Here is a 13770-nt window from a genome sequence, read left to right as displayed (position 1 = left end):
TCGAAACTAGGGCTATAGATGTGTGCGCTGCTTATTTAGAGGACACAGTGGTAATGAGCTGGTGGCTTTCACCAGGTTGTAGCGTTTTACCTTGCTCAATCGATGGCGCGTGTAACGTAGATTCAACACACAGGAAGGTTTTGTAACCGTCGTCTTGCATATCACCCATACTCTGTGCACCTTCTGCCCAAGGGTTCCATAGCACGGCAGAGTTGTGGCCTTGATTCTCTACTACTAGCGAGCGCTTAAGGACGGGATCTTGAACTGTGATTTGCTCAGTTGGTTGAGTGTAAACACGGTCGATGGTGTCAGTGAGCTGAAGTGTTTCGCCACCCTGACAAATCTCCCCACCTTTTAGGCTGTCTATGTATTCAGGGCCCATGCCTGTTGTGCTAGCTTGAGCGATGTCACCGACAGTTAGGTAAGTATGCAGTGCGCCAGAGAACGTCCAAGCTTGAGAATCTGTATTGGTAACGTCTAGCGTGACTTTAAGCTCATCACCGATCTCAACCAATAAGTGAGCTTGGAATTGATGAGGCCAAACGGCAAGTGTTGATTCAGACGGAAGTAAGCCAAGCTCCACAATCACGCCGTTTTCATTTTCACGGTGTTCAAGTAAAGTCCATTCACTGTTGCGAGCAAAGCCGTGCGCAGGTGCCGCAATACGACCAAACCAAGGCCAGCAAATTGGAATGCCACCACGAAGCGCAGCTTTACCGTCAAAAATCGCCTCTTCACTCATCCAAATCAGGTCTTCTTGGCCTTCAGGTTTGAATGAAATAACGTGGCCGCCATGAAGGCAAATACCAGCTGTCGCTTTGTCGTGAATAACGCGAACAACTTTAGTTTGGTCAATTTCGACAATCGTGACGCTGTCAGATAATGCCGTTAGGGTTGGGAGAGTTTTCAAATCCATAGTTCATGTCCTAGACACTAGAGGTTTACTCAAAATTTAGATACAAAAAAGGCGACTCGAGAGCCGCCTTTTCAAAATTCATACGCTAATTGCGCATCCTAAGTAATTACTTAGAGATGTGAGCGATTAGGTCTAGAACTTTGTTTGAGTAACCGATTTCGTTGTCGTACCAAGATACAACTTTAACGAAGTTATCAGTTAGAGCGATACCAGCTTTAGCATCGAATACTGAAGTTTGAACTTCACCGATGAAGTCTTGAGAAACAACTTGGTCTTCAGTGTAGCCTAGAACGCCTTTTAGTTCGCCTTCAGAAGCTTCTTTCATTGCTGCACAGATAGCTTCGTAAGATGCGCCTTTCTCTAGGTTAACTGTTAGGTCAACTACAGAAACGTTAGCTGTTGGTACGCGGAAAGCCATACCAGTTAGTTTGCCGTTTAGTTCTGGAAGAACAACGCCTACAGCTTTAGCAGCACCAGTTGAAGATGGGATGATGTTCTGAGAAGCACCACGACCACCGCGCCAGTCTTTAGCAGAAGGACCGTCAACAGTTTTTTGAGTAGCTGTAGTAGCGTGAACTGTAGTCATAAGACCAGAAACGATACCGAACTTGTCGTTAAGAACTTTAGCAACAGGTGCTAGACAGTTAGTAGTACAAGAAGCGTTAGAAACGATGTCTTGACCAGCGTAAGTGTCTTGGTTAACACCCATAACGATCATTGGAGTTGCGTCTTTAGAAGGACCAGTAAGAACAACTTTCTTAGCACCAGCAGTGATGTGCTTACGTGCAGTCTCGTCAGTTAGGAAAAGACCAGTTGCTTCTGCTACTACGTCTACTTCGATAGCATCCCATTTTAGGTCTTCTGGGTTGCGCTCTGCAGTTACACGTACAGTTTTGCCGTTAACGATTAGGTTACCGCCTTCAACTTCAACAGTACCGTTGAAACGGCCGTGAGTTGAGTCGTACTTAAGCATGTATGCCATGTAATCTACGTCGATAAGGTCGTTAATACCTACAACTTCGATGTCATTACGCTCTTGTGCCGCGCGGAATACGAAACGGCCGATACGGCCAAAACCGTTAATACCTACTTTGATAGTCATTATAGTTGCTCCACAACTTAATTTCTGATTAAAGATAACTGGTAGTAAAATTACAGAATCCAGTCTAAATCTGCAACTGATAATCGGACTTAACTTGTTTAAAGTCAAAAAAAAGCGTCGCTTTTTTTCACAATTAGTCGCAAATGGTTATGTTTTGAACGGATTACTGCTTTTTTCCTTAACCAGTTGACGTAAAATAGTTCAGATGTTTACTGCTATGCTGAAAGTTTAGCCATCCTGTTATGGTGTCAAAGTATGTGCTACAAAGGTGATTGTTCGCAAGTTTTTCGCGAAAAAAGTCATAACTAAAAATGAGAACATGGAGATTTAACTGAGTGAAACATAAGGTAGAAAAGGTCACAAAGCCAGATGAATACTGGCGTGAGGTGCTATCTGAACAACAGTACAAAGTGTGTAGAGAGCAAGGAACGGAAGCGCCTTTCTCTGGAAAGCTGCTGCATAATAAGCAGACTGGTGTTTACTCTTGTACTTGCTGTAATGCGCCTCTGTTCATATCTGACAATAAGTACGACTCTGGTTGTGGTTGGCCGAGTTTTGATGCCCCTATAAATGATCAGGCTATTCGCTATTTAGAAGACATAAGTCACGGAATGGTGCGTACAGAGATCAGATGTGCGGCATGCGATAGCCACTTAGGTCACGTTTTTCCAGATGGGCCAAAGACAACAGGGGATCGTTTTTGCGTTAACTCTGTGTCGTTAATTTTCAACAATTCATAAAAAAGCGGTGATTTAATCACCGCTGTTTGTTTTATCCTTTCAATTGCTCTATTCAAATCTTGGCATCTGACTTTTCTTAAAGGTGCCATTCTCTATCGATTCTTTGATAGTGTCTGCTTGAAGTTGGAGCTGCTGGTATTTCTCTTCTTCAAATCCATACAGCAAGACGAGTTCGTGCTTGGTGGCAATTGGCACACCAAATTCACTCGCGACCATCGCCCAAATATAAGCTTCTTCTTTTCGGTCAAGGCGATAGGTTGTACTGGCCAGAGATTTAAAGACTTCGGTATTGATATTGTTTCGATTGGTCAGTTCCAATGCTCTAAGGAGTAATTGGCGAGTTTTCTGTTGATCTCGACTGGTATAGAAAGTCGCCAAAGCATACTGCATTTCCGCCGTATCAAGCTGTTTGGTGCCTTCTAACTGAAGAAATGACCGTCTAGCCTCTTCACTTCCAACTCGGCTCCATAAAAAATAGAGCGCGTCAGGGGAGTTAGATTTTTCTATTGTCTTCACCAAGGCTTCAAGATCATCGCCGGAATTAACCAGTGCATGAAAACGTCTCTCTTTCACATTATTTTGGTCAATCGCTTGGATTTGTGATGCGAGCTCCAAACACTTTTTGTACTCCGCAAGTAATTCATACTCTTTAATATGGTTACTTGGGGTTGGGTTTTTCAGCACTTCGAAACGATGCCATATGAGGTCGGTTCTTGGGACGCGACATTGACCGTCATTCATGTTTAATCGTTCACATCGCAGCGCTGGATTGTCATTACACAGCTGTTCAGTGTTTTTTCTTGATTCGAAACAGCCGACAAGCGCGATGCTGATCAAACTGAGGGTTAGAGCTTGTATTTTCTTCATATTGATGTCGCTTGTGATCCGTTACACTTATTTCCGCTTCGATCCTTGACTCATGGAGGCAGCTGGTTATTTTCGTTGCTGTTCAATACTACATAAAGGATACACCATGGACGCAAAGCAGTTAATTGATGCCATCACACCTGAGGCTTATGAGCGTCTACTTTTTGCTGTCGAAACAGGAAAGTGGCCTGAGGGTACAACACTCACACAAGAGCAGCGAGATTCATGTATGCAAGCTGTGATGATGTATCAATCTAAGCATAACAGCGAAGCTCAGCACATGACCGTTGCGCAGGGCGGAGAAATCAGCTTTAAATCAAAAGCTGAATTAAAAAAACAGTTCCAAGCCGATCAGCAAGATATTATGCGAGTGAACCCAAACAAACAGTAGTTGTAAAAAAGGCAGAGAACTCTCTGCCTTTTTAATTTAGCGGCTAGCCGCAACATTTCTTGAATTTTTTCCCACTCCCACAAATACATGGGTCATTTCGGCCGACTTTTAAGTCTTTGATAGATTGAGTGAGCCTTTCATCTTGCTCAGGTTCAGGGAAAGTACCATCGATGTAGTACCATTGATCATTTTCTCGAATGAAACGAGATCGCTCTTCTAAACAGTATTCCTGGCCATCTTGATTGAAGAATGCTTTGAATGTGACGAATCCTTCATCGGTGTGGCTACCACTCTCCGTTGAGGTGACTTCTAATCCGCACCAGTTACTTAAAACGGACTCAGCAATAGCCTCCCGTTCATTTTCTGCTTCGCAGCTTGGGTGATAGGTATCGATAACGTAGTCTACAAGTTGTTTTACATGCGCAGAATAACGTGAACGCATGAGTTGCTCTGGAGTTAGAGCTAACTTGGGATTCTGGTGAATAGGTTGGCAGCAAGCGTTGTATTCTTGCTGGCTACCACATGGACATGAAGGCATGGTTACTCCGAATAGTTTTAACGCTGAACGGTCAGGAGCTCTGCCGTCCATTTGACTGATTTATCGTAAGATTCACTTAAGGTTGCTTGCGATAGTTCCAGCTCTTGACAGTGTTGGTTGACTTCATTCCATTGAGCTCGTTCGTAAGCACGGACGAGAGCGAGTAGTTCACCTAGCTCACCTGAACCCAATATCAATGCTTGCTTGACTGCCTCATCGACGGGTATTTCGTTGATGATTTGTTCGATAGGTCGATCTAATAAGCTATCGAGCAGAGAGAACATGCCCATTAGGAAGGCTTGTCCTGGTTCAATCTCAGATTGTTGGTTTGCGAGTAACTCGCAGTGCCGCGCTCGCTGGATCGACAGGCCGTAGAGATAGTCTGGCTTATCATCTTGAGAAGAGGCCAACGCGACCAAAGAGATAAATTTACGCAGCTTATCTTCACCCAAATAGACCAGAGCTTGCTTAAATGACTGGATCTTATTGTTGACGATGGACGAGGAGTTCACGTATGTCAGCAACTTATAGGAAAGTGTGACGTCTTTACTGATAAGGGACTCTACCTTCGCGTAATCTATCTCTTGCTGTGAAATCGCTGTTAGTAGTTGTACAACAGTCATGAAAGACGGCTCAAGCGATTTTCGTTGAATCATTTCCGGCTTACTAAAGAAGTACCCTTGGAAGTAGTCAAAGCCGACTTTTTTGGCTTGATCAAATTCTTCGTGAGTCTCTACTTTTTCAGCCAAAAATTGAATACCGCTACCGGACAGTCTATCGATAAACAGCTGCGCTTTTTCAAAAGAAATTGCTCGAATATCAAATTTAATTAATGAAATATAGGGTAAAAATGCCCGCCATTCTTTTGATGGAATGAAGTCGTCAAGCGCCAATTTGTAGCCGAGTTCGTGCATATCTTTCACTGCGGAGAGTAGTTCCGGTGTCGGAGTGCAGTCTTCGAGTATTTCAATTACTAGGCTTTCAGATGGGAACAAAGTCGGCACTTTGTTGATCAAGCTCTGGTAAGGGAAATTTACAAAACCGAGCTTGTCGCCCAAAGTCGCGTAATGAGTAGACAAAAAATGGTCAGAGAGAAGACGGCTCGTCGCATGTTCAGGGTCGACCGCGGGAAAGGTGTTTTTAGGCCCATCCCTAAATAGCAGTTCGTATCCAACCGTTTTTTTAGTTCTGTCTAGTATAGGTTGCCGTGCAATATACGAATTTTTCAAAGTGTACGCCGCGCTCAATGATATGTTTACAACCCACAGCAGAATTCTGCTGCATTAAATAGTCAAATTGTCACCAAATCAGGGTTTTAGCGAGTCTATTTAGTGACAAAAGGCCTGTGCTGGAGGTCAAAATTGTTTTTATCGTATGCCAGTACAGAACCCTGAGTGTACCAATCCCCTAAAACAATTCTAGTCTTTATCTGGCCTTCTACATCAAATGTGTGAACTTTGGGCCGATGCGTATGACCATGAATCATGACAGGCACGTTGTAATGTCCCATAACGCGTTCTACTTCGCTCTGAGTCACATCCATAATGTCGAGAGATTTGGTTTGTTTATCATCTTTTATATCGGATTGTACCTTAGAGACAATCTTTTTCTTGATAAACATAGGGATACGATTAAATATCCATTGCAGCCACGGTTGATGGACTTTTTCCCGGAATTTTAAATAGCTGACATCGCGGGTACATAAAGTATCACCATGTAGAATGACCGCTTGCTGGCCATAAAGATCAATGACGGTTTCATCGCCAAGTAGTGTGATTCCGGTTTCTTTTGCGAATCGTTTACCAACTAAGAAGTCACGGTTACCCTGCGTAAAATAGCAAGGCACACCTGATTGAGTGAGTCGTTTGAACTCTTGGCGAATCAAGGATGCAAAGTCAGACTTGTCATCATCGCCAATCCAGAACTCAAACAGATCGCCCAATACGTAAAGCGCATCGGCATGAATCGCTTCTTCGCGCATAAAGGTAATGAAGCTATCGTTTATTTTTTTGGTCGAAGCGGAAAGGTGGAGATCAGAGATGAATAGGGTGGTCATAATACGTGATTTACCTGCACAAATAATAGGAAGAGCGGCGGGCGCTCTTCCTGACTATCATTACTCTTCGATAGTTGTGCTTGTAATTAGCACGTCTTCTAGAGGTACGTCTTGGTGCATGCCGTAAGAGCCTGTGCTAACACCTTTGATTTTCTCAACGATGTCCATGCCTTCAATCACTTCACCAAATACACAGTAACCCCAACCGTCTAGGCTTTCGCTACGGAAATCTAGGAAAGTGTTGTTGTTCACGTTGATAAAGAACTGTGAGCTAGCAGAATGTGGTTCCATAGTACGAGCCATTGCAAGTGTACCCACTTTGTTGCTTAGGCCGTTGTTTGCTTCATTCTTGATTGGTGCACGAGTTGGCTTTTCACGTAGGCCAGACTCCATACCACCACCTTGAATCATGAAACCATCGATAACACGGTGGAAAAGCGTGTTGTCGTAGAAACCATCACGACAGTACTGTAGGAAGTTCGCGCTTGTTTCTGGTGCTTTCTCTTCGTTTAGCTGAATTTTGATGTCACCAAAATTAGTGTGAAGGGTGATCATGATTATGTCCTTTACATAGGTTTTCGATTTGAGAACAAGATTCTATCTTAACTTTTCACACATTAATACGTGAAAAGTAAGGGTTGAGACTTGAGTATAGGTGCTATTGATGGCTTTTTACGCGTTAGAGGGATTACGTAACTGCGGACTCCTTGATATACTGACCCACTATTTTGTTTCACCTAATAATTAGATAGAGATCATGCTAAAGATATACAACACACTCACAAGACAGAAAGAGGAATTCAAACCAATCACTGCCGGTAAAGTTGGCATGTATGTCTGTGGGGTAACCATCTACGATCTCTGTCACATCGGTCACGGTCGTACCTTTGTTTCTTTTGATGTTGTTTCACGTTACCTACGTTACTTAGGTTACGATCTGAATTTCGTACGTAACATCACTGATATTGACGATAAGATCATCAAACGTGCGAATGAAAACGGTGAAAGCTGTGAATCATTGACTGAACGTTTGATTGGCGAAATGCATGCTGACTTTGACGCGCTAAACATGAAACGCCCTGATGTTGAACCACGTGCGACAGAATTTATCGCTGAAATCGTCGAATTAGTAGAGAAGCTAATTGAACGTGGTTTCGCTTATGTTGCTAGCAACGGCGACGTTATGTTTGAAGTGGGCAAATTCGACGAGTACGGCAAGCTTTCTAAGCAAGATCTTGATCAGCTGCAAGCGGGTGCTCGTGTTGATGTTGAAAGTGCGAAACGCAGCCCACTTGATTTCGTACTGTGGAAAATGTCAAAACCAGGCGAACCAACATGGGAATCGCCTTGGGGTCCTGGTCGTCCGGGTTGGCACATTGAATGTTCTGCAATGAACTCTTCAATTTTGGGTAATCATTTCGATATTCACGGCGGTGGTTCTGATCTTCAATTCCCACACCACGAAAACGAAATTGCTCAATCATGCTGCGCGCACGGTACTCAGTATGTGAATACTTGGATGCACAGCGGCATGGTGATGGTCGACAAAGAGAAAATGTCGAAGTCACTGGGTAACTTCTTCACGATTCGTGACGTTTTACAGCACTACGATGCAGAGACGGTACGTTACTTCTTGATGTCTGGTCACTACCGTAGTCAGCTAAACTACAGTGAAGATAACCTAAACCAAGCTCGCGCATCATTAGAGCGTCTATACACGTCGTTACGTGGTCTAGATGTCACAGTTGCTCCAGCAGGTGGTGAAGACTATGTTCAGCGTTTTGCTGATGCAATGAACGATGACTTCAATACACCAGAAGCATACTCAGTGCTGTTTGATATGGCGCGTGAAATTAACCGTCTTAAAACGGAAAACATCACAGCAGCAAGTGCGTTAGGTGCCTTGATGCGTGAATTGGCTGATGTGATCGGTATTCTTCACCAAGATCCGGAGGCGTTCCTAAAAGGGGATGCTAGTGGTAATGATGATGAAGTTGCTGAGATTGAAGCGTTAATTAAACTGCGTAACGACAGCCGAGCATCTAAAGACTGGGCAAATGCAGATATGGCGCGTGACAAGTTAACCGAGATGGGCATCGTGCTTGAAGACGGCCCTGAAGGAACAACGTGGCGTCGTAAGTAATAAGATCTTTTAAGGGCTGTTGATTCAGCCCTTTTTGTTTCATTTTTATAAATTTATACAGGTAACAATCAGTGGCTCAGATGTATTTCTATTACTCTGCGATGAATGCAGGTAAATCCACCACTCTTCTTCAATCATCATTTAACTACCAAGAACGTGGAATGACGCCAGTGATCTTCACTGCGGCACTTGATGATCGTTACGGCGTAGGTAAAGTGAGCTCACGTATTGGCTTACAATCAGACGCACAACTATTTAATGCGGAAAGTAACTTGTACCAAGAAATTGCTGCCTTAAATGAAGTTGAGAAGCGCCACTGTATTTTGGTTGATGAATGCCAATTCCTATCGAAAGAGCAAGTTTACCAACTGACGGAAGTTGTCGATAAGTTACACATTCCCGTGCTGTGTTATGGCCTTCGTACTGACTTCTTAGGTGAGTTATTTGAGGGTAGTAAATACCTTCTCTCATGGGCGGATAAACTCGTTGAGCTTAAAACGATTTGTCACTGTGGCCGTAAGGCAAACATGGTGATCCGTACTGATGAGCACGGCGTAGCCATTGCAGAAGGCGATCAAGTTGCGATTGGTGGTAATGACCGCTACGTTTCTGTTTGTCGTCAGCATTATAAAGAAGCGCTGGGTAAGTAGTTTCTTCTTCGATTGAAGACATGAGCAGGTACAAAAAAGCGAAGCATTATGCTTCGCTTTTTTGTTGTATTCGACTAATTCTGATTGCGCGAGGCAGTCTGAGATTAACGAGCACGGAAGACGATGCGACCTTTAGATAGATCGTATGGAGTCATCTCTACAGTTACTTTGTCACCAGTAAGAATACGGATGTAGTTCTTACGCATTTTACCAGAGATGTGAGCTGTAACTACGTGGCCGTTCTCTAGCTCAACACGGAACATTGTGTTTGGAAGAGTATCAAGGACAGTGCCTTGCATCTCAATTACGTCTTCTTTAGCCATTTAATCCTCTTTTAAAAATGGACAATTTCAACCGGACTGATTATGCCGATAAAAATGAATTAAGTGAAGTTGGGGCGTATTCTACCCTTGCCAACGCTGATTTACTAGCCTTTGATGACGTTGAAAGCGGACTTTGTAATTCATTGCTGGACATTCATCTATTTGATAACCCAAATAGAGCCACTGTTTACCCTGTTCTTGACAGTATTCTAGTTGATACAAAACCCCAAGTGTTCCCAAGGATATCTCGTAATCTGGGTCAAAAAAGGTATAGAAAGCGCTGGCACTGTTCGAGAGAATATCGGTCACCGCAATTGCTACTAGTTTATCGCCATCAAAGACATGCAAGTATTGAGTATTAAGCCAATTACATACTGAAAACTGAGCAAATTCATTTTTTTTAGGAGGGTACATAGAGCCAGATTGGTGACGAGCTTCAATATAGCGAGCGTATAACTCAAACCAATCTGCATCCATTTCAGATTTCAATTCCCAGCGAAAACTTTTCGCTTTATTCAATAGTCTTTTTTGACTTTTAGATGCAGAAAAGTCAGGGACAGAAACCCTTAATGCATGGCATGCACTGCAGTTGTCACAATGAGGTTTATATATAGTGTCACCACTACGACGAAATCCGTTCGCCAACAACACTTCGTAGCTTGAGCCGCAATGCATGGCTGGATCAAGTGCAACTGCGACGCGCTCTTCACGCTCTGTGAGATAGCTACACGGGTGACTGTCGGTCAATCCAATTCGAATCTGTTGTAGATCAGAGCTCATTCATATCCTCGGTTGGTGACGGTAACCACTGCTCATTGAAGCAACTTTGTTTAATCGGCTTATGTTTAAATGATAGCAGTGTTTGAGTGAACTCTTCGCGGTTCAATTCTATTGCACCCAATGATTTAAGGTGCGGATTCATCACTTGGCAGTCAATCAAGTGGCCATCGTTTCGTTTGAAATGGTGGCAAAAATACCACAGAGCGATTTTGGATGCGTTGGTCATAACGCTAAACATCGACTCACCACAAAAAAGTTGGCCGACAGACAAACCATATAGACCACCAATCAGCTCATCTTGGTGCCAAACTTCAACGGAATGGCAATGGCCAAGTTTCGCTAACTGTTTGTAAGCGTAGCGCATTTCTTCATTTAACCAAGTTTCTTCCGCACTGCGCATCGCCGCACACTGGTCAATGACCAAGTCTGTTGCTTTATTTATACTGACGGTATAGTTGTGCTTGCGCTGAAATTTTTTGAGACTTTTAGCCGGTTTAAAGGTCTTAGGGTTAAATACAGCTCGCGGAGTGGGAGACCACCATAAAATCGGCTCTCCTGGACCATACCAAGGGAAAATGCCATTTTGGTAGGCGAGCAAAATACGCTCAGGGTGAAGATCTCCGCCAATAGCAAGTAACCCGTTTGGGTCAGACAATGCATCTTCAGGTGAAGGAAACCAGATTTCATCAAGGTCGAGTTCGGTTAAGTAGATCGTCATGAAGTGAGGAGTTATAAATGAAGAAGTTACTGTGGATCATATTGGTTTTTCCGCTGATTGCCAATGCAGCTTACCAAAGAAATACCGCAAGACCAGTAAACGAAGTGCTGTTTGGTAAGGTGGATACGGTTCGGTACATCACTCAACAAGAAATCGTCAAATCACAAGGCTCTGGATGGGAAACGCTACTTGGAGCGGTAGTCGGCGGCGTTGTTGGTAACCAATTTGGTGGTGGCCGAGGAAAAGAGGTTGCAACGGCGGTGGGGGCGATTGCTGGTGCGGGTGTCGTGAGAAACCACGCTAATCAAGAATATCGAGTAGAGTACAGACTGGTTGAGATCTTAATCAAAACCGATAAAGGCAAGTACATTGATGTTATTCAAGATGTGGATAGCCGTATGTTGTTTGAACGCGGTGACGACGTTCGGATTCTCTATTTTGATGATGGTGTCAGAGTGGATAAAGCGTATTAATTCGCTTTGGCGTGCTTAACGGGGCGAGTGACATAATTATTCAAGTTTATTCGCCGTTTTGGTCTGGTTTTACGCAAAGTTTTTAGATAGTCTGCAGATACGAAGAATTTTTCATCGTCCGGTGAGTAAGGCTGGGCGAGCAAGGAATAACAGTTTTAATGGAAAGCCTTACGTTACAACCTATCAATAAAGTTTCTGGTGAAGTGAATCTACCAGGATCGAAAAGTGTTTCAAATCGTGCCTTATTGCTAGCCGCTCTAGCAAAAGGGACCACTCGACTGACTAACCTACTCGATAGTGATGATATTCGTCATATGTTGAATGCTCTGACTCAATTGGGTGTGAGCTACCAACTGTCGGCAGACAAAACAGTTTGTGAAGTAGAAGGTTTGGGGAAAGCGTTTGATGCACCAGAGGCGCTTGAGCTCTTCTTAGGCAACGCAGGTACAGCAATGCGCCCATTAGCTGCTGCACTTTGTCTAGGTGGTGGTGAATATGTGCTTACTGGCGAACCACGTATGAAAGAGCGTCCGATTGGTCACTTGGTTGATGCGCTGCGCCAGGCTGGTGCCGATGTCGAGTATCTTGAAAACCAAGATTACCCACCGCTAAAAATCAAAGGTACGGGCCTTAAAGGCGGAACGGTTGAGATTGATGGTTCTATCTCTAGTCAGTTTTTAACCGCATTTTTGATGTCAGCACCTTTGGCTCAAGATGACGTAACCATCAAGATAGTCGGCGAACTTGTTTCTAAGCCATACATTGATATTACACTGCACATTATGGCTCAGTTTGGTGTGGACGTTGAAAACCGAGACTACCAAGAATTTGTGATTCGCAGCGGCCAAACTTATGTTGCCCCTGGTGATTTCCTAGTCGAAGGTGATGCTTCATCGGCTTCATACTTTTTGGCAGCAGCAGCGATCAAAGGCGGCGAAATCAAAGTTACCGGTATTGGTAAAAATAGTATTCAAGGTGACATCCAATTTGCTGATGCGCTAGAAAAAATGGGTGCGGAAATTGAATGGGGTGACGACTACGTTATCTCACGCGTAGGCGAATTAAATGCCGTCGATATGGATTACAACCATATTCCTGATGCAGCGATGACTATTGCAACAACGGCGCTTTTTGCTAAAGGAACAACAGCCATTCGCAACGTGTACAACTGGCGTGTGAAAGAGACAGACCGCTTAGCGGCTATGGCGACTGAACTGCGCAAAGTGGGAGCTGAAGTGGAAGAAGGGCAAGATTACATTGTCATTACGCCGCCGGAGCAACTTAATCATGCGGCGATCGATACTTATGACGATCATCGTATGGCGATGTGCTTTTCGCTAGTCGCGCTAAGTGATACACCCGTGACGATCAACGATCCAAAGTGTACATCGAAGACGTTCCCAGACTACTTTGACAAGCTAGAATCACTGAGTTGCTAAATTTTCGAAATGGACAAAAAAGCCAGAGTATCGATACTCTGGCTTTTTATTTTTTGAAACTGAGCGCGTTTTTCTATATCTTCAGCGCTTAGCTCTCTAAGGTAAACTCTTTAGATAGGTGGAGCGCAAGGTATTTAAACATGTTGAATACTGCAGTCGTGTTAGCTGTTGGTAAGCCGTTGTCATCTAAAAAGTAGTTTCCTTTAAAAACCAATACGTCATCTTTTTCTTCGACGCTATCTGCGCGCATGCCTTCTAGGTAATTTTCGTGGTCTTGGATGATTTGGTTGGCAATTAACAATAGCTCAAACTTTGAAATGACTTTCTTTTCACTCATGTTTTGTTACTCATTCGTTAGTTATCTTCTATATAGAAGAAGTAATGTAGCGATTGTAAGAAGATAACCAATAAATTCAAATGGTCTAGATCAACGAAACTCTAGGGAGCGAAGAAGGAAAGCCGAAGAATGGTTTTGTGACAGGTGACATAAAAACCAGTGAGCGACTGGCGTAGCGGATAAAGTGACGTTTAGTATGTGGCACTTTCGAAGCCGTCGACTTTCGTCGAATTGTCGAGCAGTTAAAGTTTATTTTTGAAAAAGATATTGATCTTCTTGTAATCTCGCTCAATAGTA

General features: G+C 43.6%; 17 protein-coding genes. 6 read left to right on the top strand and 11 right to left on the bottom strand.

From position 1 onward, the window contains the following. Nucleotides 1–31: 31 nt before the first annotated feature. Nucleotides 32–916, bottom strand: a complete 885-nt coding sequence (locus tag GVO60_RS09830; protein ID WP_159653437.1) for a D-hexose-6-phosphate mutarotase — start codon at nt 914–916, stop codon at nt 32–34. A 106-nt stretch (nt 917–1022) separates the two neighbouring features. Continuing rightward, on the bottom strand, nt 1023–2018 hold the full coding sequence (gap, locus tag GVO60_RS09825) for a type I glyceraldehyde-3-phosphate dehydrogenase (RefSeq protein WP_159653435.1): 996 nt from the start codon (nt 2016–2018) through the stop codon (nt 1023–1025). 335 nt (nt 2019–2353) lie between these two features. On the opposite strand from gap, the gene msrB reads away from it, so the two are divergent. Further along, nucleotides 2354–2758, top strand: coding sequence for a peptide-methionine (R)-S-oxide reductase MsrB (gene msrB / locus GVO60_RS09820; RefSeq protein ID WP_159653433.1), 405 nt, complete (start codon nt 2354–2356; stop codon nt 2756–2758). Between the two features lie 48 nt (nt 2759–2806). Here the strand turns inward: msrB and GVO60_RS09815 are convergent, their stop codons facing one another. Further along, nucleotides 2807–3625 (bottom strand): DUF2989 domain-containing protein, encoded by an 819-nt coding sequence (locus tag GVO60_RS09815; protein WP_159653431.1) that lies wholly within the window; start codon nt 3623–3625, stop codon nt 2807–2809. 106 nt (nt 3626–3731) lie between these two features. Between GVO60_RS09815 and GVO60_RS09810 the strand changes: the two genes are divergently transcribed. Further along, nucleotides 3732–4016, top strand: coding sequence for a YeaC family protein (locus GVO60_RS09810; protein ID WP_159653430.1), 285 nt, complete (start codon nt 3732–3734; stop codon nt 4014–4016). 43 nt (nt 4017–4059) lie between these two features. Here the strand turns inward: GVO60_RS09810 and GVO60_RS09805 are convergent, their stop codons facing one another. The 4 genes from GVO60_RS09805 to GVO60_RS09790 all read right to left on the bottom strand — a co-directional run bounded on the left by GVO60_RS09805 (nt 4060) and on the right by GVO60_RS09790 (nt 7165). Then, nucleotides 4060–4554, bottom strand: a complete 495-nt coding sequence (locus GVO60_RS09805; RefSeq protein ID WP_159653428.1) for a YchJ family protein — start codon at nt 4552–4554, stop codon at nt 4060–4062. A gap of 17 nt (nt 4555–4571) precedes the next feature. Next, a complete protein-coding gene (locus GVO60_RS09800) occupies nt 4572–5783 on the bottom strand; it encodes an EAL and HDOD domain-containing protein (protein WP_159653426.1) in 1212 nt (403 codons plus the stop codon). A 95-nt stretch (nt 5784–5878) separates the two neighbouring features. Beyond that, nucleotides 5879–6610 (bottom strand): UDP-2,3-diacylglucosamine diphosphatase, encoded by a 732-nt coding sequence (gene lpxH / locus GVO60_RS09795; RefSeq protein WP_159653424.1) that lies wholly within the window; start codon nt 6608–6610, stop codon nt 5879–5881. Between the two features lie 60 nt (nt 6611–6670). Next, nucleotides 6671–7165: a peptidylprolyl isomerase gene (locus GVO60_RS09790; protein ID WP_159653422.1), complete on the bottom strand. Its 495-nt coding sequence runs from the start codon at nt 7163–7165 to the stop codon at nt 6671–6673. Between the two features lie 202 nt (nt 7166–7367). Between GVO60_RS09790 and cysS the strand changes: the two genes are divergently transcribed. Further along, nucleotides 7368–8753 (top strand): cysteine--tRNA ligase, encoded by a 1386-nt coding sequence (gene cysS, locus GVO60_RS09785; protein ID WP_159653420.1) that lies wholly within the window; start codon nt 7368–7370, stop codon nt 8751–8753. Between the two features lie 71 nt (nt 8754–8824). Further along, nucleotides 8825–9403 (top strand): thymidine kinase, encoded by a 579-nt coding sequence (locus GVO60_RS09780; RefSeq protein WP_159653418.1) that lies wholly within the window; start codon nt 8825–8827, stop codon nt 9401–9403. Between the two features lie 104 nt (nt 9404–9507). Here the strand turns inward: GVO60_RS09780 and infA are convergent, their stop codons facing one another. The 3 genes from infA to aat all read right to left on the bottom strand — a co-directional run bounded on the left by infA (nt 9508) and on the right by aat (nt 11224). Then, nucleotides 9508–9726: a translation initiation factor IF-1 gene (gene infA / locus GVO60_RS09775; protein ID WP_001040192.1), complete on the bottom strand. Its 219-nt coding sequence runs from the start codon at nt 9724–9726 to the stop codon at nt 9508–9510. An 81-nt stretch (nt 9727–9807) separates the two neighbouring features. Beyond that, nucleotides 9808–10506, bottom strand: coding sequence for an arginyltransferase (locus tag GVO60_RS09770; RefSeq protein WP_159653416.1), 699 nt, complete (start codon nt 10504–10506; stop codon nt 9808–9810). Continuing rightward, a complete protein-coding gene (aat, locus tag GVO60_RS09765) occupies nt 10496–11224 on the bottom strand; it encodes a leucyl/phenylalanyl-tRNA--protein transferase (RefSeq protein ID WP_159653414.1) in 729 nt (242 codons plus the stop codon). The genes GVO60_RS09770 and aat overlap by 11 nt, the downstream gene beginning before the upstream one ends. A 17-nt stretch (nt 11225–11241) precedes the next feature. On the opposite strand from aat, the gene GVO60_RS09760 reads away from it, so the two are divergent. Next, a complete protein-coding gene (locus tag GVO60_RS09760) occupies nt 11242–11697 on the top strand; it encodes a glycine zipper 2TM domain-containing protein (RefSeq protein ID WP_159653412.1) in 456 nt (151 codons plus the stop codon). 158 nt (nt 11698–11855) lie between these two features. Then, nucleotides 11856–13136 (top strand): 3-phosphoshikimate 1-carboxyvinyltransferase, encoded by a 1281-nt coding sequence (gene aroA, locus GVO60_RS09755; RefSeq protein ID WP_159653410.1) that lies wholly within the window; start codon nt 11856–11858, stop codon nt 13134–13136. A gap of 88 nt (nt 13137–13224) precedes the next feature. On the opposite strand, the gene GVO60_RS09750 is transcribed toward aroA, so the two are convergent. Next, nucleotides 13225–13473 carry a YciN family protein gene (locus GVO60_RS09750; RefSeq protein WP_159653408.1) on the bottom strand — a complete coding sequence of 83 codons (249 nt, stop codon included), beginning with the start codon at nt 13471–13473 and terminating at the stop codon, nt 13225–13227. Nucleotides 13474–13770: the final 297 nt, after the last annotated feature.

Source organism: Vibrio atypicus, assembly GCF_009811315.1.
Taxonomy (GTDB): Bacteria; Pseudomonadota; Gammaproteobacteria; order Enterobacterales; family Vibrionaceae; genus Vibrio; species Vibrio atypicus.
Note: the sequence above shows the minus strand (reverse complement) of the source record. Positions and strands in the feature narration are given on the sequence as shown.